Origin of the sequence: Dolichospermum sp. DET69 (genome assembly GCA_017355425.1) — a bacterium.
Classification (GTDB): Bacteria; Cyanobacteriota; Cyanobacteriia; order Cyanobacteriales; family Nostocaceae; genus Dolichospermum.
In genome coordinates, this window is sequence record CP070233.1 from 4,617,055 (window position 1) to 4,638,324 (window position 21,270).

A 21,270-nucleotide genomic window follows, 5' to 3' on the forward strand; every position below is an offset into this window, starting at 1 on the left:
CAGAATTAAATAAAAGAGATTTTTTGAAATTTTAAAAGATTTATTTTGTCAGAATTAGGATACAGCACTTCCTGATGTTATGAGGTACAGTTTTTATTGCCAAACCCGTAGGGGCGCAGGGCCTGCGCCCTCCATTGTATTTCATTAGAGCGAGAATTGCTGTATCTCTGACAATTAACATATCAGACAATTGGTAGCATCTCAGCAACTACAATTTCTAAATCAGGAAAATCTAGAGGAGATATTATTTGATGTTCGGTGATAATTGCTTGATTTTGATAACCTTCAGTTGTAGGATTTCTAAATACAATTAATTCACGCTTGACTACATCTAACACCCAATAATCTTTAATTCCTGCTTGAGAATAAGCCTGAGCTTTAATTTCTGTATCTAATTTTAAACTGCTATCTGCAACTTCAATAATTAGATAAATTTCTGCTGGGGTAGGATGATGGTCTGCATAGTCTAGCGGATCTATTTTCACTACAGCAATATCTGGTTCTGGTTCAGACCGTTGATTTAATTTTACAGGGTCTTGAATAGCGATACAAGCTTTATGACCGATTCTGTTTTCCAACAACTTATATGTTCTCCCCACTGCTGAACGGTGGGCTGTTCCTTTAGCAACCATCCAAATTATTTTCCCTTCTAATAATTCTACCCGTTCACTTGGCTCAAATATTCCTGCTTCAGCCATTCTGTGGTATTCATCAACAGTCCACAGCCGCAATTGTAAGGGTGATTCTGTGGTTTGCATAGTTAATTGAGGTAAATATTTATCCGCTATTACATTATATCTTATTGTCAGAATCAGGATATCCACCGATTTAAGGATTTACAGGATTTTTTTTGGAAGTCTCTAATAGAATAGAGAAGGATATTTTTTAACAGGAATGTTGCTATGTATCAAACTGATCCACCAGGTTCTCCCCAGGAAGTGTTACCGACAATGTATGATCTTAAAAGTGAAGATCCAGAGGAGAAAGGTTTGCCAGATCAATTTCATTTATTACAACCCCGTTTATTAGATGAAACTTTTAATTCTCCTACCTATCCTAGCGACAAAATATTTACTGCTAGTGATATGAATTTATATTATGATCCAAATCATCCAAATTGGTACAAAAGACCAGATTGGTTTGTATCTGTGGGTGTTTCTCCCCTTTATAAAAATGGTGATTTACGACTGAGTTATGTAATTTGGCAAGAGGGAATTACTCCTTTTATTATCGTTGAATTGCTATCACCAGGAACAGAAAAAGAAGATTTAGGACAGACTTTGCGAGATGTGGAAAAACCGCCAACAAAGTGGGAAGTTTATGAACAGATTTTAAGGATTCCTTATTATGCTATTTTTGACCGTTATAGTTATACATTTAGAATGTTTAAATTAGATGGTGGTCGTTATGCGGAAATAGATTTATCATCATCAGATTCTCATTTTTGGATACCAGAAATAGAATTAGGTTTGGGTGTTTGGGAAGGAATTTATAATAATATTCAGCAGCCTTGGTTACGCTGGTATGATGTTTCTGGTAATTGGGTTTTGACTCCGACGGAACAGGAAAGAAAACTAAAAGAAAGGTTGATAGAACAGTTAAAGGCGCTTGGTGTTGAACCGGATATTTAATTTGTCAGAATCAGGATGTCCAGGATTTGAGGATTTACAGGATTTTATCTGGCACAATGGAAATCAAATAAACTGTGAATAAATAATGATTACTCAATTAATGGTTCAACCTTCATCTTTAATATCTGATGGTATAAAGATGAGTGAATTTGGTAATATTTATCTATTTAGATTTACCGATGAGTTACCGTCCCGTTTTGAAGAACTTTTAGATAAAAAAAAGCTGATATGCTCACTCTCGAAGAAGAAGCTGAATATATAGGTATTTCGGAGTTACAGCGGATATTCACTTTAATTAATGCTCAAATAGCAGCGAAAAGCAAAACTACTTTCTGCTAGTGAACTCAATCCAAATGCAAAGCTATTTTACCTATTGATGAACTTTTATAAACAAGTTGCAAAAATTATTATAAAATGAGATATATTGCTATATATATTCGGTTAAATACAAGGTAAAATATAAACTATGAAAATTCAAGGAATCATTAAAGGAAATACCATAGAATTATCAGATATAGTATTAGATAAAATTGTGCTACCTGATGGAGTTAGAATTTCCATAGAAATACCAGATGATTTAATCATTAAAAAACCTAAATGGCAAGAATGGGAAAGTATTATAGGTTTATGGAAAGATGATCCTGAAATTGATGAAATTTTTGATATTATTAATCAGGAACGTCATCAAGATTTAGGACGTGAAGTTAATTTAGATTAGTTTTAGCAATTTTAAGATTGATTTGAATAAATCCGAAATCATTAATAATAAAAAATCAGGAATTTATGTATTTACTAGATACTAATATTTGTATTGCGATAATTAAGGGCAATGAGAATGTTGTATCACATTTTCATAAAAAACATGAATCTTGCTATCTTGCGACTTTAGTATTAGCTGAATTATATAAAGGGGTTTATTGTTCAAGTAAGGTTGAGCGTAATTTGGATAATTTACAAAGGTTTGCTAGTCTATTACCAATTATAGATTTTGATGAAAAAGCAGCTATTGAGTTTGGAAAAATTCAGTATGAATTGAGGAAAATTGGTAAACCAACGGGACAATTAGATGCTTTAATTGCTGCTGTGGCTATTTGTAATAATTGTATTTTAGTAACTGATAATACTCGTCATTTTGAAAATATTAGTAATTTGTTGATAGAAAACTGGTTAAAATTATAATTACGAATAGGTAAATATTTATTCTCTATTATATGATATTTTTTGTCTGAATCAGGGTTCCTTAACTTGGTTATTATATTTGACATAATTGATAAGCGTGTTACCAGAAAGCAAAGCAATTACAGAAAAAACGCTTGTTATTAGATAGGAAAGAATAGATTTATCAGGAATACATTTATAAAGAATTTGATCATTAACACATTTTTCAGGAATAGCTAAGAAAAGTTCATACAACTTTGAAATTAGACAATGTGGAAAATCTAATAAAACCATCAACTGCTTTATATCTACTACCATCAGAAATAAAACTGTTATGAAAAATCCAAAATTCAGCAAGTAATACCCCTGAGTCATTGCTTTTATCCTTTATAAGTTTCAATGAATTTTATTAGATTATGAGAATTTATCCTGCGATCGCATTTCATGAACACAAAAATTTACCCCCGTTAACGTTGGGTTTATCAATGCCTTATTTACCCAATAATTCGAGTCGTGAAAGCCATAAATTAAAGTGAGGACATTTACTCCGAATGACTTCTAGTCCAATTGATTCAGCTAATAGTGGTCCATAAGTAGATTTTGCTCTTTTATAATCAGGAAATTGGGCAATAATACGTTTACTGGGGGCTGTTTCCCTGCTATCATTAATCAATTCAGGGGTTTCATAGCCATCAGCAATAGTCTTGAGAATTGCCACCTGATCTGAGCAATTATCATAAAAGGACTCAAAACAAGTAGGATCAGCAAAAAGGTAAGCTTCATATTCATGCAATTGAATGTACGGTATGAATCGTGGATCAACAATATCATCAGCAAAGCCTTTCTCCAAAAATTCGACTCGTTTTATGGGATTTTGGCGCATAATCTCAGCTTCAGCTAATCCCGGTAAATTATAATGAATTGCATACAAATCAATCATGGTAGTAAAGAATACATTAGTTCCTTTCTCCTGCTTGAGAAAACGCAAAATGTCGTCCCTCATGGGCTGATAGTCACCATAACCACTACCACCACGATGAGCTTTACCCTTTTTTCTTGAGTGAGCAATCAGTATAATCTTGTCCAAAAAAACACCATATTGAGCAAGGTGTGGTTTCAGGATGTTATCAGCAAATGTTTGTTCAGTTGGTCCTTCAGCAAATAAATAGAGTCGGATCACTAGTGTGGACCTCCACCCATGATATTTTTCTCCCAAACTTCTCCTAAACTATATTCTTCAAGCCAAGGTTCTAATTCTTCAGGATTTAACCGTTTAAATTGCGATTCCTTACCCACTCTATCTACCGTAATTACATCTTCAGGATTAAAGTTATCTAAAAAAGAACTAGATTGGGTGCTGATGAGAATTTGTGTATGATAGGAAGCCTTACCAAACATCGCAGCTACAACATTAAGCGCATAGGGATGAAGACCAAGTTCCGGTTCATCAACAATTATTAGTTTTGGAAGTTCATCTTCTGGCTGCAAAAGCAAGGTGGTTAGGCAGATAGCACGCAAAGTACCGTCCGAAAATTGGTGTGGACCAAACACTTGATCTGATCCTTTGTGCAGCCAGTTGAGAATAACATGATTCCCTCTAGGTACAAGAACAAAATCATCGAAAAATGGGGCAATTAAACGGATAGTTTTAATAATACGCTGATAGACTGTATTATTATCGTCGCGGAATCGGAGGAGTAAAGCAGCTAAATTTCCCGCATCGGGCTTTAACCAGCGAGTGTCACCAATATAACCAGCTAGACGAACTGGGGCAGTGGAAGATGTATCATGAAAGTGATAAACACGGGAATAGTTGAGTAAGAATCTGAGTGCTTTGGCTGTTTGCATACCACCGTCCGCTGCTTCATTGATTTTTGTCTCTTTATGTCCTACACCCAATGAGTCGGTTCTTGGAGATGACCAACCCTTTTGCAAAAAACTCAATGTCTCTTCGCCAAAAATCAGTGTATCACCTGCGGCATGGAACAAACGCAGGTTGTAGGTATCCATTCCATTCTCGACTTCAAACTCTAGTTGTGCCTCGATTTGCGGTGTTACCTTCGGTCCAAAGTATAATAGGGACTGAGCGTAACCCGATATACCGATATATTCTTGAAGTTTATCGCGCATCATCTCATTCAACATCTTAAAAAACGAGATGAGATTACTTTTACCTGCTCCATTAGCTCCAATCAATATGTTTAAGGGACGCAACTCAAGATCCATTGTCTTCATGGACTTGAAGCCATTGATAATTACTCGTTGTAGCATGATCAACAATTAATTTAATATTTATACAAATTTTTACACATCCTCAACAAACTCAGTCAAGAACCTAAACGCCTTCAAAATATAATTAGCACAGTCTTGAAGAGAACACAAATTAGAAGATTTGTAGGAAAACCAGCGTAAAAAACCTGCCAGAATTAGGTTATATTCAGATTGAGCCTCGCTGACTTCCTCTTGAATTAAAATACAAACCAAAACAGCATTTTTTTCAATTTCTTCTTGGCTAATTGACCATTTAATTGTGTCAAAATTCCCATAACGGGCTTTAACCTGAATACCAATTGATGAATCAGAAGTTAAAGTAAAATCAACCTTTCCATCTCCACCAATGCGTTTTTCATAATCAACCTCAGTTACAAAATTACCTAAACGACTTTTAACAACTTCCTCACCCAGTTTTCCCTTCAAATTATTGATAAAAACATCACGAATAGAAGTTGAAGAACTTCGTCTATATTTTTCAGCCATATTCCCGCAAAAATCCCGTAATTGCTTTAACCTCTCTCCAGATATAACCGTCAACTCACTATGCTGGCCTTCTTTCTCGCAATGCAGGAAATCACCAGATTTAATTCTGGCAATAAAATCAGTTTGTTGTGCTTTGAGTATAGTTGTCCAGTCCATTGGTAAAAATTCGCCTTTATCTGACAAAGAGTATTTATTCTAGTATTTCCTATCAAGCAACAAAAAACACTAATCTAGATCACAAATTATCCCCTTAACCTATATCTTCGAGACTCTCCCACGAACCTGAACACACCCTAAAACCTGTCCACAGATAAAACCGAAAACTTACCCAATTTTACAATATTTAAATAATCATCCTGTAAATCCTTAAATCGGTGGACATCCTGATTCAGACAAACTACAAACTAAATATCCTCCACAAACTCAGTCAAGAACCTAAACGCCTTCAAAATATAATTAGCGCAATCTTGAGGAGAACTATTATAAAATGATGGCCAGGCATGAGATTTATCTTCATCATAGCGATCGCTCCTATGGGGATGATTTTCTAGCCATGCTAACCGCACTGCGTGACCAATTAAGACATCTAAAACTATATATTCTTCAACTTGCAAGCTAGGATTATTAGCCACGATTGTAGCCAATTCCATCAAGGCTTCCACATTGACTTGACGATATTCTGGGGCTTCAATTTTATTTAGTAAATGTTCCACTAATAAAGCAAAATTTCTTTCTCCTGCTGTCATTTCTGAAAGCATAACTTCACTTTCTAAGCGATTTCTTCTTTCCAATTTATCGCCAATTACTAAACCTTTACAATGCTGCATTAATAGCCAAACTTGTTTAAAAAAGTCCTTGGGTACTCGATTCAGTGCGCCCTCAGCTTGACGAAATCTGCGCCAACCATCAGCAGGAACTTCTATTTCTTCACGAATTACAGGTAAGAAAACCCAAGCAATATCACTTTCTTTTTGTTTGACGTGCAATAATTCCTGTTGACGTAATAAACTACTTACGCCACTATATCCAGTTAATACTTGACGTAAACGCATTTTCACTTCAAAAGGTGATAATTGCATTAATTGTTCATAAGCCTCATCTTGGGTCAGGTTAAATTCTCTAGCAATTTCGCTGGTAATTAACAGAATCAAATAACCGACTCTTAATGTTAAAAATCCGCGAAATAATTCTGGTTCGGATTTGATTAAGACACCGAGATAAATTAATACTTCTTGCGTTAAAACGCGATCGCGGATATCCTCACGACAGAAGTTATTAATTTTCTCCACAATCTCATTTCCAGGCATGGGGACAACCATCAAGGAAGCCTGACTGTAAGCCCTACCCACTGCAATTTGCTTACCTTGGACTAAAATACTCGTTACCGCTTCTGATAAGCCAATATCCAGCATTTGGCGTAAACCCGCAGCCCGTCGCACTACCGCCCAAATTCCCATATCTCCGGCTTTGGTATAGACTTCATCGAGTAAATCAGCGACAGTGACAGTATGACTAGGACCTGCATATCCTGTATCAAATTCTAAACCCTGTAACCGAGTTAAAGTTTGCAGTAATTCAATTTGCTCATAAATATTTTCTGATGAGCGTAAATAGTCTAATAATAAATCTAAGTTAGTCTCACATTCCATTTGGAATTCTTGGGTATGTCCCAAACACCAACTTTTTTCTAAATGCGAAGTCAGGTAATAACAACGGATTCCCCGATTTGTAACTGGAGACTGAGATAATATTGTATCTGATAAAAAATCAACTCTTTGAATTGCTGCTGTCAGCATTAATTGATTGAGTTTTCCTAATTTTACCTTGACTCCATTGCAAATACCATCTTTGAGTTCTTGCATTAATTCTAATAATGCTTGAGAACCAGTTTCTAGCATTGTCCGCGTAATCATTAAAGTTAAAGTCGGACGACCTAACTCACTCCAGTATTTTTGAATATAAGCTAATTCTCCTCTAATTTCATCTAATAAAAAATGAGAATCTAGAGTTAAATAAAATTGCTGTGAATCTAGAAATGATGGTAAAAAGACAACCGTTTGATCTTGAATCCGAAAGAATCTTGATGTTGTCAAACTTCTGAGTCTGCGTAAAGGACGACCTGTTAAACCTAGTTGATCATTTCTGCCAATTTGTGTATAAATCTGGGAAAGTTCTTCAGATTTTCTCACTTGAATTGGTACTAATTGGGTAGGTGTTTGGGTTTCAATTCCATATACTTCTAATTGTTCTTGCAGCGTTTCATCTTCTGCAATTAAGGCAATTTGTACTAAAGAACTTCTATTTTTACCGACGTTCAAATGTCTTCCTAAAGGATCAATATCTCCTAGTGAGATTAAGCCTTCGCTTAACATTTCACCCAAATAATATAAACTTTGCGCCCAAACTAAAGGAATATTTTCATTAGGTAAACGTAACTGAGATTGAGGATCTAATTTTTCAGCTTCTATATTTTCTTCGGGGACATAATAAATTTCTGGTAATAGCTGTAATCCATTCTCTTCTACCAACAATGATTTTAAAAGTGTTTGATATTTCTCAACTTGTGCTTGTTCACCGCGAAATAAACCATCAAGAACTAAATAAGTGAAAAATAATGGCCATTCACATTCAATATTTTCAAATTGTTTAAGTTCACTAGGTTCATAGTGTAAGCGATCGCTATTTTCTAAAACGGTTTGATGTCCATCCTTTAAAAACCGTTTACAACCATATTTTCCTGCTAGTTTATGAATAATTTCATTAAATGTGCGTTCTCGCAATTGCTCATCTTTGACAGCAAAAGCAGGATAACTAATAATACTTAATAACGCCGCATCAATTTCCTTAGAACCTGATTCTCTGGGTAATAATGATTCTAAAGTAATTCTGGCTCTAGCGATTTCATCTGGTAAAACATGAATTACTGATGCTTGACTACCATGAACACCAAATAAATTCAGTCCATTTATAGATTCTAAAGCTGCTTTAGCCATTCCCAAAGAACTGGCGTTTAATTCTGCACTACCATGATTAATTTTATTTCCCCGTTCCCAAATGCCAAAATCTGGTGTGCGGTAAGCTCGACCAATATAATAAACTAAGTTTTGGACAAAGTTAACTTCATCCAATGTAAAAATAATTGATAATCCGCTGGCGGTCATTTGTGCCAACATCAATAAAAAGATAGATGTCGCGTCAAGTTGCAAATGTCCCCATTCATCATCACCGACAACAATATCACCTGTAGATGTATTGTATTTGGCGTGCAGTCCATCCAATAATGATTGTGTATGTTTGAATGTTTCAACTTTATGAGATTGTCGCATCATGGCAAACAATAGACCACGCATTAGTTTAACAACACTATGTTCTAATTCATAGGTGCGACCATGATCATGATCTAACTTGCGATAAGCTAGGGCTAAACCCCAAACTGCTAAAATACTATAAACATTATCTCGCACCCAGGCATCTGTATAATCGCCATGAGCAGTAATAGCGGTACTCGCTGGTAATAAACCAGTAATGGGGTTTTGACGGGCTAAAATTATTGTCTTGATTTGCTGATAGTAAAAATCTAAGCGAATTGGTGGTGTGGTGGATGTGTTCATTATGGTGATGAGAAAATTTAAGTTTGTTGCTGTGAGGCTAATAAATAAAAAAGTTGTATAATTCCCTCTTTTGCTGTATATAACAATCATCCAGAGGAGAATTTTTTTGAGTAGGTAGGATAGATTACAATTATAATATGCGACGTGACTCTATTTTCTATTATTTATTTCAAACATATCCAACGTTACTGTTTGAATTATTGCCAAATCCTCCCGCAAATGCGGCTAATTATCGCTTCGATTCGGTAGCAGTAAAAGAACCAAAGTTTGAAATTGACGGGGTGTTTCTACCACCAGAAACCGAAACTCCTGGTGTTGTTTATTTTTGTGAAGTGCAATTTCAAAAAGATGAACGACTGTATGAGCGGTTATTTGGGGAATTATTTCTCTATTTTTACAGAAATAGGGAACGTTTTCAAGATTGGCAAGCGGTGTTAATTTATCCAACTCGGAGTAAGGAACAGGGGGATATTCACCCCTATCGCGCACTTTTGAGTTCGGAACAAGTTCATCGAGTATATTTGGATGAGTTGGGAGAATTTGAGGAATTACCCCTTGATGTCAGTTTGTTGGTATTGACAACTCTAAAACAAAACAAAGCCCCAGTAGCAGCACGATATTTAATCAATCGTTGTCAGCAGGAGTTACAAGAACCAGCAGCTAGACGTGGCATAATGGAAATAATTACCACGATTATTTCTTATCGGTTTATTCGTTTAAGTCGTGTGGAGATAGAAGCAATGTTAGGCATAAGTTTTCAGCAAACTCGCTTGTATGAAGAACTCAGAGAAGAAGCTACCGAATTAGGTATGCAGCAAGGTATACAGCAAGGTAAACAACAAGGTAAACAGGAGGGGGAAGTAAATCTGATCCTGCGGTTGTTATCTAAAAGATTTGGGAAAATTCCTAGTCAGCTAAAAATGCAGATTGAGAAGTTATCTCTGGAGCAATTGGAAGCTTTAACTGAGGTGTTTTTAGATTTTGCGAGTTTAGATGATTTGGTTGTTTGGTTGCAAACTTTAGAAGTTTCTGAGAATTAGAGAATTTTTGAGTCATCTTAAAAATGACTTTTGCTATGAGACTGGGAATTTATTCCCAGTCTGGTTATAGATTGCATTAACAAATTCACTAAACTTAATCTGACGAAATTTATCTATATTTGTATATTTTGATTTAATTCAATAAAAAATAATATAACATAATCTAATAAACTCTTTACAACTATACTTGAGTGTGGTTATTATATTGTCTGAATCAGGATATCCAGGATTTGAGGATTTACAGGATTAATGATTAAAATCTTAGCCAAAAAAATCCTCTAAATCCTGATTCTGACAAAAAAGGAAAAAACTAAAAATGACTATCAACACAATCTTAGATGAATTTAGACAAAATGCTAATTCTCCCCGTGATTTAGGAGATAAATTTGAACGATTAATGGTGCAATATCTCAAAACCGATCCCTTTTACAAACAGCATTTTAGCGAAGTTTGGATGTGGATGGATTTTCCTAAACGGGGAAATATGCCAGATACAGGTATTGATTTAGTAGCAATTGAACGAGATACTGGCGATTATTGTGCGATTCAATGTAAATGTTATGCAGAAGATCAAACTTTAGAAAAATCAGATATAGATTCATTTTTTACTGCTTCAGGAACGAATTTATTTAAAAAACGCATGATTATTTCTACTACTGATAGGTGGAGTAAAAATGCTGAATCTGCTTTGTCAAATCAACAAATTCCCGTTGTTCGTGCTAGTATTTATGATTTAGCTAATAGTCCGGTTGACTGGGATAAATACAGTTTAAAAAATCCTGATAATTTAGAACTTAAACCTAAAAAACAAATTCGTCCTCATCAACAAACTGCTTTAGAAAAAGTCCTCGCAGGGTTTAAAAATGGTGATAGAGGTAAGTTAATTATGGCTTGCGGTACTGGTAAAACCTTTACTGCTTTGAAAATTGCGGAAAATTTCCCTAGAGAAAATAATTTAATTCTCTTTTTAGTTCCTTCTATTTCTTTACTTTCCCAAACTTTGCGAGAATGGACTGCTGAAAGTGATATTAATTTTCACAGTATCGCAGTTTGTTCTGATGTGAATGTGGGTAAAAATAAGAAAAAAAGTCAAAATGATGATCTTGCAGATTTGACTATTAATGATTTAGCTTTTCCTCCTACTACTAATGCTAACGATATTATTAAATCCTATCAAAAAATTCGTGAAAATAATACCGAAAATGTCAATAACATCCCCAATATAGAGACGTTCCATGGAACGTCTCTACAAAATCAACATAATCAAACAGAATTAACCGTTATTTTCTCCACTTATCAATCAATTCAAGCTATATCAGATGCACAATTAAAAGGTTTACCAGAGTTTGATTTAATTATCTGTGATGAAGCACATAGAACCACAGGAGTAACTATTTCTGGAGAAGATGAATCTTATTTTGTGAAAGTCCATAATCAAGATTTTCTCAAAAGTAAAAAGCGTCTTTATATGACAGCGACTCCAAAAATATATAGTCAAGATACAAAAGTTCAAGCCCAAGAAAATGATGCAGTTTTATGTTCAATGGATGATGGAGATATTTATGGTAAAGAATTTCATCGGTTAAGTTTTGGTGAAGCTGTCAGCACTGGTTTATTAAGTGATTATAAAGTCATGGTGTTAGCTGTTGATGAAAAATTTGTGAGTGCAACTTTTCAACAACAATTAGCAGATGCAAATAATGAATTAAATTTAGATGACGCGGTTAAAATTATCGGTTGTTGGAATGGTTTAGCAAAACGTTTAATTAAAGATACAGAAGGAGAAGATATAGAAGATATCAACCCCATGAAACGTGCGGTTGCTTTTTCTCGCACCATTAAAGATTCTCAAAAGATTGTTAAATTATTCGCTGATATTATTAATCAATATCAACAATTAAATCCTGATGATGAAGAATTATTAAATTGTCATTTAGATCATGTAGATGGTACTCAAAACTCCTTACAAAGAAATGGTAAATTAGAATGGTTAAAAGCTGAACCCCCTACAAGGGAGGGAAATAGCGGGAATATTTGTCGAATTTTATCAAATGCGCGGTGTTTATCGGAAGGTGTGGATGTTCCTGCTTTAGATGCTGTCATCTTTCTCACACCCCGTAATTCTATGGTGGATGTGGTCCAGTCCGTTGGTAGAGTGATGAGAAAAGCGGAGGGGAAAAAGTACGGTTATATTATTTTACCCATTGGTATTCCTGCGGATATGTCTCCCGATGTCGCTTTAAAAGATAATGAAAAATATAAAGTAATTTGGTCAGTATTACAGGCTTTGCGCTCCCATGATGAGCGCTTTAATGAAACTGTTAATAAGATAGAATTAAATAAACGTCGTCCTCCTCAAATTGCTGTTGTTGGAGTGGGAGGTAAAACTGAAAATAATGGAAGTTCTCAAAGTGCAAAAAAAGGAAGTTCTTACAAACAATTAGAATTGAATTTTCCCATTGAAGAATGGCGAGATGCGATTTATGCCAAAATTGTTGTTAAATGTGGTAATCGTCGTTATTGGGAAGATTGGGCTAAGGATGTAGCGAGAATTGCTGATACTCACACCTCCCGAATTAAGGGTTTATTAGCAAATTCAGAATCGGAAGCTAAACAGGTTTTTGATGAGTTTATCACGGGATTACATCAAAATATTAATCCCAATGTCAGTGAAGATGAAGCCATTGAAATGTTATCCCAACATTTAATTACTAAACCTGTTTTTGATGCTTTGTTTGAAGGTTACGAATTTACTAAGTTTAATCCTGTTTCTCAGACAATGCAAAGAATGTTAGATCTGTTGGAAAGTCAATCTTTGCAGAAGGAAGTAAAGACTTTAGAAAAGTTTTATCAAAGTGTGCGAGAACGCGCTAGTGGTATTGATAATGCAGAAGGAAAACAGCGGATAATTATTGAATTATATGATAAATTTTTCCGTGCGGCTTTTCCCAGGTTGGTTGAAAGATTGGGAATTGTTTATACTCCTGTGGAAGTGGTAGATTTTATTATTAAAAGTGCTGATTTTGCTTTAAAACAAGAGTTTGGAGTCGGTTTAAGTGATGAAGGTGTTAATGTTTTAGATCCGTTTACAGGGACGGGTACTTTTATCGTGCGGTTGTTACAAAGTGGGTTAATTAAACCGGAAGATTTACAACGCAAGTTTACTTCTGAACTGCATGGAAATGAGATTGTTTTATTAGCTTATTATATTGCTGCAATTAATATTGAGGAAAGTTATCATTTTTTAAGTGGTGGTAAGTATGAACCTTTTAATGGTATTGTTTTAACTGATACTTTTCAAATGTCTGAAAATGAAGGTTATTTGTTAGAAAGTATCTTTCCTGAAAATAATCAACGGGTTATTAATCAAAAGCAAAGGGATATTACTGTGATTATTGGTAATCCTCCTTATTCTGCTGGACAAAAAAACGAAAATGATGGGAATAAAAATCTCAAATACGATAATTTAGATGAAAAAATAGGAAATAGTTATGTAAAATATTCTACTGCTACTTTAAGAAATAGTCTTTATGGTTCAGAAATTAGGGCGTTAAGATGGGCTAGTGATAGAATTAAAGATAGAGGAATTATTTGTTTTGTTACTAATGGAGCATTTATTTATAAAGCTTTTGCTGATGGACTAAGAAAATGTCTAGCAAATGAATTTACTAGCATATATTGTTTCAATTTACGTGGTGATATGAGAGTTAGTAACTGGAAAGAAGAAGGAGGTAAAATTTTTGGTTCAGGTAGTCAAGCTGGTATTGCCATTATTCTACTTGTTAAAAACCCAAATCAAAAAACAGAAACTAAAATCTTTTACCATGATATTGGTGACTATTTAAGTCGTGAACAAAAACTCAGTATTATTAACAATTTTGCTGATATCTCTAGTATCACATGGCAAGAAATAACACCTAATCAAAATTATGATTGGATTAACCAACGCAATGATATTTTTGAAAGTTTTATTTCTTTGGGTGATAAGAAAGATGCAAACTCTAAAACTATTTTTGATTTATATTCAAGAGGTGTCATAAGTTGTCGTGATGCTTGGGTCTATAATTTTTCTTTTCAATCAGTTATTAATAATATGGACAGAATGATTGATTTTTATAATCAACAAGTCGAAAGTTTTAAACAATATATAAAAGGTCAAAATTTAACTAATGCTGAACAAAGAAAAAAACAAGTAGAAAAGTTTATTGATACTGATACAACAAAAATTAGCTGGACAAGAGAACTAAAAGAAGATTGCGGAAAATTGAAAATACACATCTTCAATGCACATGAAGTAACAAAAGGAATGTATCGTCCTTTTTGTAAACAATTCTACTATTTTAATAGATATCTAAATAACTGTGTTTACCAAATACCTAAGTTTTTTCCTAATCAAGATTTAAAAAACTTAGTAATTTGTGTAGTTGGAGTTGGCGCACAAAAAGACTTTTCAGCTTTGATAACAGATGTAATTCCTAATTTACATTTTCAACATACAAGTCAATGTTTCCCCTTATATAACTACGAAAAACAAAGCGAACTAGGTTCACTATTTGCAACAGCAAGCACAGAACAATACACCAAAAAAGAAAACATCCCCGATAGTATCTTAAAAGAATATCAGCAAAAATATCAAGACAAAACCATCAGCAAAGAAGACATCTTCTATTACATTTATGGAGTATTACATTCCCCCGAATATAAACAACGCTTTGCATCAGACCTCAAGAAAATGTTACCACGAATCCCCTTTACAGCCGATTTTTGGACATTCAGTAAAGCGGGAAGAGAATTAGCATATTGGCATATAAACTATGAAACCATAGAACCTTACACATTAGAAGAATTTAAAAAAGAATTATTCTTAAATGATGAAGATTATCGAGTCGAAAAAATGGTATTTGGTAAGAATAAAAACGGCATAGATAAAACCATCATCATCTATAATAGTAAACTTACCCTATCGCAAATTCCCCTAGAAGCCTACGAATATATAGTAAATGGCAAATCAGCCTTAGAATGGATTATGGAAAGGTATAAAGTCACCAAAGATAAAGATAGTGGCATAATTAATGATCCTAACCATTGGTCAGAAAATCCGCGTTATATAGTAGAATTAGTTAAAAGGATTGTGAGAGTAAGTTTAGAAACTGTCAAGATTGTTAATAGTTTACCAGCATTGAATGAAATTGTCTGATAATATTGTCTGAATCAGGATAACCAGGATTATAGGATTTACAGGATGTAATTTTTAAACTTCTGGTTTTCCTTTGCGTCTTATTGTCTGATAGCGAAGCGTGGCGTTAGCCATATCAGGATAACCAGGATTATAGGATGTACAGGATGATATTTTTTGTTGGCTAAAAAAAATGAAAAATAGAGATTAAATTATTATATAATATCTTTAAATTCTGATACAAACAGAAAATTAATCAATAACATCCTGCAAATCCTCAAATCCTGGATATCCTGATTCTGACAAAAAATGCTGATTTTTGTGATATTATATTAGTAATTAAATATAGGAGAAAATAAAATGACATTTAAAGAACAACTGGTTACAGAAATTGAATCAATGACAGAAGAAGAAATAGCAGAAGTGCTGATGATGGTTAAAAATATGAAAATTAAAAAAGCAAAACCTCCTCAACGTCTAGGTTCAGGTAAATCAATTTTACGCCATGCTGGTAAATGGCAAGGTGATGATCTTAAAGATTGTTTACAAGCAGTGTATGATTCTCGTGGTATAGCTGAATTTTAATCATATTAATAATATACTTATGTATTTACTTGATACTAACCATTGTAGTGCTTTTAATTTTTGGTGATTCTATCCTTATTGATCATGCTAAAAGTGTTGGAGAATCTAATTTAGCCATTTCTGCTATAACCGAGGGAGAATTACTGTATATGGCAGAAAATTCTCAGAAAATAGCCGAGAATTTGATGATTATTGAAGATTTTATAGCAGATATTTCTATTTATGATATAGATGATAAAGTTAGTCATATTTATGCAAAATTGAAAGCAAAAATTATGAATAAATTTGCACCAAAGGAAAGAAATAAACGCAGAAAAACCAAAATTACTGATCTTGGTATTGGTGAAAATGATTTATGGATTGCTGCTACTGCTATAGAAAATAATCTAATTGTAGTTTCTTGTGATAGAGATTTTCAAAAAATTCAACAAGCATGGGATTTTCCTTTAGAAAATTGGCATAATTTATTAGAATAACAATTATTTAATTATTTAATTATTTAACGATTTGGAAATAGGGATTTATAAGTTCATAAATCACAATCCTGTACATCCTCAAATCCTGGATATCCTGATTCAGACAAAATAGAAATTTTTCAATAATAGAAAAAAATATCCTATCAACAGTCACAAACAATTCACAAATCACAATCCTGTACATCCTCAAATCCTGGCTATCCTGATTCAGACAAAATAGAAATTTCCCAATGATATAAAAAAATATCCTATCAACATTCACAAAAAATCTATAAATCACAATCCTGTACATCCTCAAATCCTGGATATCCTGATTCAGACAAAAAATTTACCAGAAAACCTATACCCCAAGAGACTTTCAACCCCGTTCCTGTTCCCTGCGATAGCTTTTCTCCTGTTTGCTCTTGAGTGAAGGCGAACTTTATCCTAAAATGGCCAGTAGGCATTTGGTGAAGTGGTTAATTTTAATTGCCTCTTCCTACTGAAAATGAATCAAAAACAGTTAAAAGTAAGATAAGTCACCTGTGAGTAGCCCCTGAAAAAAGCTAACAGCTTGATATTGGATGCTCAAACAAGGTAGATTAGGCGTTTTGAGTATCTTATGAGTATTATGAAAACTATGAAAGCTGAAAAAATTGATTTTCCAGTGCTACACTCGGAATTATTCTTGCGTCATCGTCTACAGGTAGTAGAGGAACTGTGGGAGTCGGTTCTCCGTCAAGAATGTGGTCAAGAAATGGTAGACTTGTTACGTCAACTGCGAGATTTATGTTCTCCAGAAGGACAGGCTACAAATGACCAAGCTGCCTCTGCTGTGGAATTGATTGAACAATTGAATATCAATGAAGCAATTCGTGCGGCTCGCGCTTTTGCGCTTTATTTTCAGTTGATTAATATTATTGAGCAAGAATATGAGCAGAAGCAGCAATTAAACCGCTATGGGGATGAACAAGATGAGAGTGTTTTCCCCAGTATCATTTATTCCACTAACCAACGCGAAGAAGATTTACCTATTACTAAAGAAATAGGTAGCGACTTAATGACCTCGGAAACTCCCCAGAAAGGGACTTTTGCGGCTTTATTTCCCCTATTATTTAAGTTGAATGTCCCACCCCAACAAATTCAACGCCTGATTTCTCAACTGGATATCCGCTTAGTTTTCACTGCACACCCGACGGAGATTGTCCGTCATACTATCCGCGATAAACAGCGTCAGGTGGTCCATCTTTTACAAAAAATGGATCAGGCTCAATCTCATGCTGGGAGCTATCCTTGGGAAGCCTTGGAGGTGAAGGAAAGATTACTGGAAGAAATTCGCTTGTGGTGGCGTACTGATGAGTTGCATCAGTTTAAACCAACGGTTTTGGATGAAGTAGATTATGCCCTTCACTACTTCCAAGAAGTGTTGTTTGATGGAATTACGCAACTATATAAACGTTTCAAATATTCTCTAGCGGAAACTTTTCCCTGGTTAGAACCACCGACAACAAATTTTTGTTCCTTTGGTTCTTGGGTAGGTTCAGATCGAGATGGTAATCCCTCAGTCACACCGGAAGTAACTTGGAAAACCGCTTGTTATCAACGAAAAATGGTTGTCGAGAGATATATTAAGTCTGTGAAAGAGCTAGTGACATTATTAAGTGTGTCTATGCACTGGAGTGATGTACTGCCAGATTTATTAGAATCTTTGGAGTTAGATCAATCGCAGTTAAGCGGTGTTTATGATGCTTTGGCGTTGCGTTTTCGTCAAGAACCTTATCGCCTAAAATTATCTTACATTCTTAAACGGCTGGAAAATACCCGCGATCGCAATTTGGCTTTATATAATCGGGAAACGCCAAATAATGAAGATGCACCTATGTACCGTTCGGGTACAGAATTTTTAGCAGAGTTGTTATTAATTCAACGCAATTTAACGCAAACAGGTTTAAGTTGTCGAGAGTTGGAAAATCTGATTTGTCAAGTAGAAATATTTGATTTTAATTTGACTCAATTAGATATTCGTCAAGAATCATCCCGTCATGCTGACGCGTTAAATGAGATTCTCGAATATTTGCAGCTTTTACCCCAACCCTACAATGAATTATCGGAAGAACAAAGAATAGCTTGGTTAACTTCCGAATTGCAAACTCGCAGACCATTGATTCCTGCTGAATTACCGTTTTCGGAAAAAACCAACGATGTAATTGAAACTTTCCGAATTTTGCGATCGCTACAACAAGAATTTGGCATTAAAATCTGTCAAACTTATATTATTAGTATGTGCCGCGAAGTTAGCGACGTACTAGAAGTTTTACTCTTAGCCAAAGAATCGAGTTTATTTGATCCTGTGGTTGCGGTAGGCACAATTCGCGTCGTTCCTTTATTTGAAACGGTGGAAGATTTACAACGTTCTCGAAACGTGATGCGAGAACTGTTTGAATTGCCTTTATATCGGGCAATGCTGGCTGGTGGTTACGCCGCAATTAACAACAGCGCAGAACAAGCAGCCCCGTCTATCGCTACCCTTAATCCTAACTTACAAGAAGTAATGCTGGGGTATTCTGATAGTAATAAAGATTCTGGTTTTTTAAGTAGTAACTGGGAAATTCATAAAGCTCAAAAATCACTTCAGAAAATCGCTGAAAGTTACGGTGTAAATCTGCGGATTTTCCACGGACGAGGCGGTTCTGTGGGACGTGGTGGCGGTCCTGCTCATGAAGCGATTTTAGCCCAACCAGGTCACAGTATTAGTGGCCGAATTAAAATTACCGAACAAGGGGAAGTATTAGCTTCTAAATACTCCTTGTTAGATTTGGCTTTGTATCACCTAGAAACTATCACCACAGCCGTAATCCAAGCCAGTTTACTAGGAACAGGGTTTGATGATATTGAACCTTGGAATGAGATCATGGAAGAGTTATCTCATGCGTCGCGTCAGCACTATCGTAACCTAATTTATGAGCAACCTGATTTTATTGACTTCTTCCATCAAGTCACCCCCATTGAAGAAATCAGCCAATTGCAAATTAGTTCTCGTCCAGCCCGTCGTCCATCTGGTAAAAAAGATTTAAGCAGTTTGCGAGCGATTCCTTGGGTATTTAGTTGGACACAAACCCGCTTCTTATTACCTTCTTGGTATGGCGTTGGTACAGCCTTACAAGAATTTTTGGACGCAGAACCAGAACAACATCTCAAATTACTGCGCTATTTCTACCTCAAATGGCCATTCTTTAAAATGGTGATTTCTAAAGCCGAAATGACTTTAGCAAAAGTAGACATGGAAATGGCGCGTCATTATGTTGATGAATTGTCTAATCCTGAAGACAAACCTCGATTTGAGATAGTTTTTGAGCAAATTTCTAGAGAATTTTTTCTGACTAGAGATTTAGTTTTAAAAATCACTGGACATGAAAAACTATTAGATGGTGATCCAGTATTGCAACGTTCTGTACAATTAAGAAATGGGACAATTGTCCCTTTAGGATTTATCCAAGTTTCCCTCCTCAAACGCCTCCGTCAATCTAAAAATGCGCCAACAACCGGAGTAATTCACTCTCGTTACAGTAAAGGAGAATTACTCAGAGGGGCATTATTAACCATTAACGGTATTGCTGCCGGCATGAGAAATACAGGTTGATTTGATAATTGACAATTACCATTAAACAGGTAACAAAACCATCGTAGAGACGTTCCATGGAACGTCTCTACATTATTATATTCGCTAATTAATATGATTCAAAAACGCATTCTTATTTGTACATTTTTAGCACTTTCTTCTGGTTTTTTTAGTGGTTTAATAGGTGGACAAATTACCGTTATGCTGCATAGCCAAAGGTGTCAAAATCAGTCTTGGGGATTTAAACAGATGTGTAATGCCTTAGTAACTCCGGGAGCAAGTTTGCAAGGTAGTGCTGCGGGAATGTGGACAGGGACAATTTTAGGGGCGTTTGTGGGTGGGTTAATTACTCGTAAATCGAGTTATTAGTCATTAGTTATTGGTCATTAGTCATTAGTTATTAGAGAATTCCACAAAAAATGATGCAATCTTGTGGGATGGGCATCTGGTCCCTCCTTGTATTATTAGCAGGCAAGATGCCTGCACCACAAGAGAATTTGGGATATTTTTTTATTTGGAAGTCTCTTAATGAAAATTATTGCCTGTTACTTGTTACCTGGTAAAATATTTCCATATCTTTGAAAATGACGTGCTATGACTACTGAAACCACTGGTGCTGATGCTATTGATAGAGCAATTGATAGAGGAATTGATTTTGATGGTTCTCCTATTCCCATAGTCAAATTAGACTTGTATGAACAAGTTATGGGTTTAGAAGCCAATAGACAACGCAGTGGTGTCTCCAATACCATGCGTTCTCGCATTGTCCGGATTGGTGCTAAACACATTCCCCAACCTGAACTTGATAGAAAGCTAGTTGAAGCTGGTTTTGCACCCTTAAAAGAAAAGGAAGTTGCTTTTTTCTATGGTGGTAAATAAAAAATTTATTAACTAGAAATAATTCTGCTTTTTGCTAAGAATCCAGATGTAGGGGCGCAGGGCCTGCGCCCATTCAAGAATCTGTTTCCTGCCATAACATACAAAGCAATAAAAAATTTATTAACTAGAAATAATTCTGCTTTTTGCTAAGAATCCAGATGTAGGGGCGCAGGGCCTGCGCCCATTCAAGAATCTGTTTCCTGCCATAACATACAAAGCAATAAAAAATTTATTAACTAGAAATAATTCTACTTTTTGCTAAAAATCCAGAAGTAGGGGCGCAGGGCCTGCGCCCATTCAAGAATCTGTTTCCTGCCATAACATACAAAGCAATAAAAAATTTATTAACTAGAAATAAT

14 protein-coding genes and 3 pseudogenes are annotated in these 21,270 nt (G+C 35.0%); 11 read left to right on the forward strand and 6 right to left on the reverse strand.

Annotated features, from left to right (window positions below; genetic code table 11):
* Window positions 1–182: 182 nt before the first annotated feature.
* Window positions 183–758, reverse strand: coding sequence for a Uma2 family endonuclease (locus EZY12_21165; GenBank protein QSX67212.1), 576 nt, complete (start codon window positions 756–758; stop codon window positions 183–185).
* 144 nt (window positions 759–902) lie between these two features.
* On the opposite strand from EZY12_21165, the gene EZY12_21170 reads away from it, so the two are divergent.
* The 4 genes and pseudogenes from EZY12_21170 (at window position 903) to EZY12_21185 (ending at window position 2,810) form a co-directional block, all read left to right on the forward strand.
* A complete protein-coding gene (locus tag EZY12_21170) occupies window positions 903–1,631 on the forward strand; it encodes a Uma2 family endonuclease (GenBank protein ID QSX67213.1) in 729 nt (242 codons plus the stop codon).
* 85 nt (window positions 1,632–1,716) lie between these two features.
* Window positions 1,717–1,970, forward strand: a pseudogene (locus EZY12_21175) (hypothetical protein).
* 127 nt (window positions 1,971–2,097) lie between these two features.
* Window positions 2,098–2,349, forward strand: coding sequence for a hypothetical protein (locus tag EZY12_21180; protein QSX67214.1), 252 nt, complete (start codon window positions 2,098–2,100; stop codon window positions 2,347–2,349).
* A gap of 65 nt (window positions 2,350–2,414) precedes the next feature.
* A complete protein-coding gene (locus tag EZY12_21185; protein ID QSX67215.1) occupies window positions 2,415–2,810 on the forward strand; it encodes a type II toxin-antitoxin system VapC family toxin in 396 nt (131 codons plus the stop codon).
* Window positions 2,811–2,861: 51 nt separating this feature from the next.
* On the opposite strand, the gene EZY12_21190 is transcribed toward EZY12_21185, so the two are convergent.
* The 5 genes and pseudogenes from EZY12_21190 to EZY12_21210 form a co-directional block, all read right to left on the reverse strand.
* Window positions 2,862–3,164, reverse strand: coding sequence for a hypothetical protein (locus EZY12_21190; protein ID QSX67216.1), 303 nt, complete (start codon window positions 3,162–3,164; stop codon window positions 2,862–2,864).
* Window positions 3,165–3,279: 115 nt separating this feature from the next.
* The gene (locus EZY12_21195; protein QSX67217.1) at window positions 3,280–3,969 is read right to left on the reverse strand and encodes a DUF4276 family protein; all 690 of its coding nucleotides are present in this window, start codon (window positions 3,967–3,969) and stop codon (window positions 3,280–3,282) included.
* A complete protein-coding gene (locus EZY12_21200; GenBank protein QSX67218.1) occupies window positions 3,969–5,060 on the reverse strand; it encodes an AAA family ATPase in 1,092 nt (363 codons plus the stop codon). The genes EZY12_21195 and EZY12_21200 overlap by 1 nt, the downstream gene beginning before the upstream one ends.
* A gap of 138 nt (window positions 5,061–5,198) precedes the next feature.
* Window positions 5,199–5,702: pseudogene (locus EZY12_21205) on the reverse strand (hypothetical protein).
* Window positions 5,703–5,950: 248 nt separating this feature from the next.
* Window positions 5,951–9,157, reverse strand: coding sequence for a glycoside hydrolase family 15 protein (locus EZY12_21210; GenBank protein QSX67219.1), 3,207 nt, complete (start codon window positions 9,155–9,157; stop codon window positions 5,951–5,953).
* A 137-nt stretch (window positions 9,158–9,294) separates the two neighbouring features.
* On the opposite strand from EZY12_21210, the gene EZY12_21215 reads away from it, so the two are divergent.
* From EZY12_21215 to EZY12_21245, 7 genes and pseudogenes are all read left to right on the forward strand, one after another.
* Window positions 9,295–10,197 (forward strand): Rpn family recombination-promoting nuclease/putative transposase, encoded by a 903-nt coding sequence (locus tag EZY12_21215; protein QSX67220.1) that lies wholly within the window; start codon window positions 9,295–9,297, stop codon window positions 10,195–10,197.
* A gap of 316 nt (window positions 10,198–10,513) precedes the next feature.
* On the forward strand, window positions 10,514–15,394 hold the full coding sequence (locus EZY12_21220; protein ID QSX67221.1) for a DEAD/DEAH box helicase: 4,881 nt from the start codon (window positions 10,514–10,516) through the stop codon (window positions 15,392–15,394).
* Between the two features lie 339 nt (window positions 15,395–15,733).
* Entirely contained in the window at window positions 15,734–15,958 is a 225-nt protein-coding gene (locus EZY12_21225; protein QSX67222.1) for a hypothetical protein, read from the forward strand.
* A gap of 19 nt (window positions 15,959–15,977) precedes the next feature.
* Window positions 15,978–16,434: pseudogene (locus EZY12_21230) on the forward strand (type II toxin-antitoxin system VapC family toxin).
* Window positions 16,435–17,044: 610 nt separating this feature from the next.
* On the forward strand, window positions 17,045–20,053 hold the full coding sequence (gene ppc, locus EZY12_21235; protein QSX67223.1) for a phosphoenolpyruvate carboxylase: 3,009 nt from the start codon (window positions 17,045–17,047) through the stop codon (window positions 20,051–20,053).
* A 93-nt stretch (window positions 20,054–20,146) separates the two neighbouring features.
* Window positions 20,147–20,401 (forward strand): hypothetical protein, encoded by a 255-nt coding sequence (locus tag EZY12_21240; protein QSX67224.1) that lies wholly within the window; start codon window positions 20,147–20,149, stop codon window positions 20,399–20,401.
* 225 nt (window positions 20,402–20,626) lie between these two features.
* Entirely contained in the window at window positions 20,627–20,911 is a 285-nt protein-coding gene (locus tag EZY12_21245; GenBank protein QSX67225.1) for a DUF4090 family protein, read from the forward strand.
* Window positions 20,912–21,270: the final 359 nt, after the last annotated feature.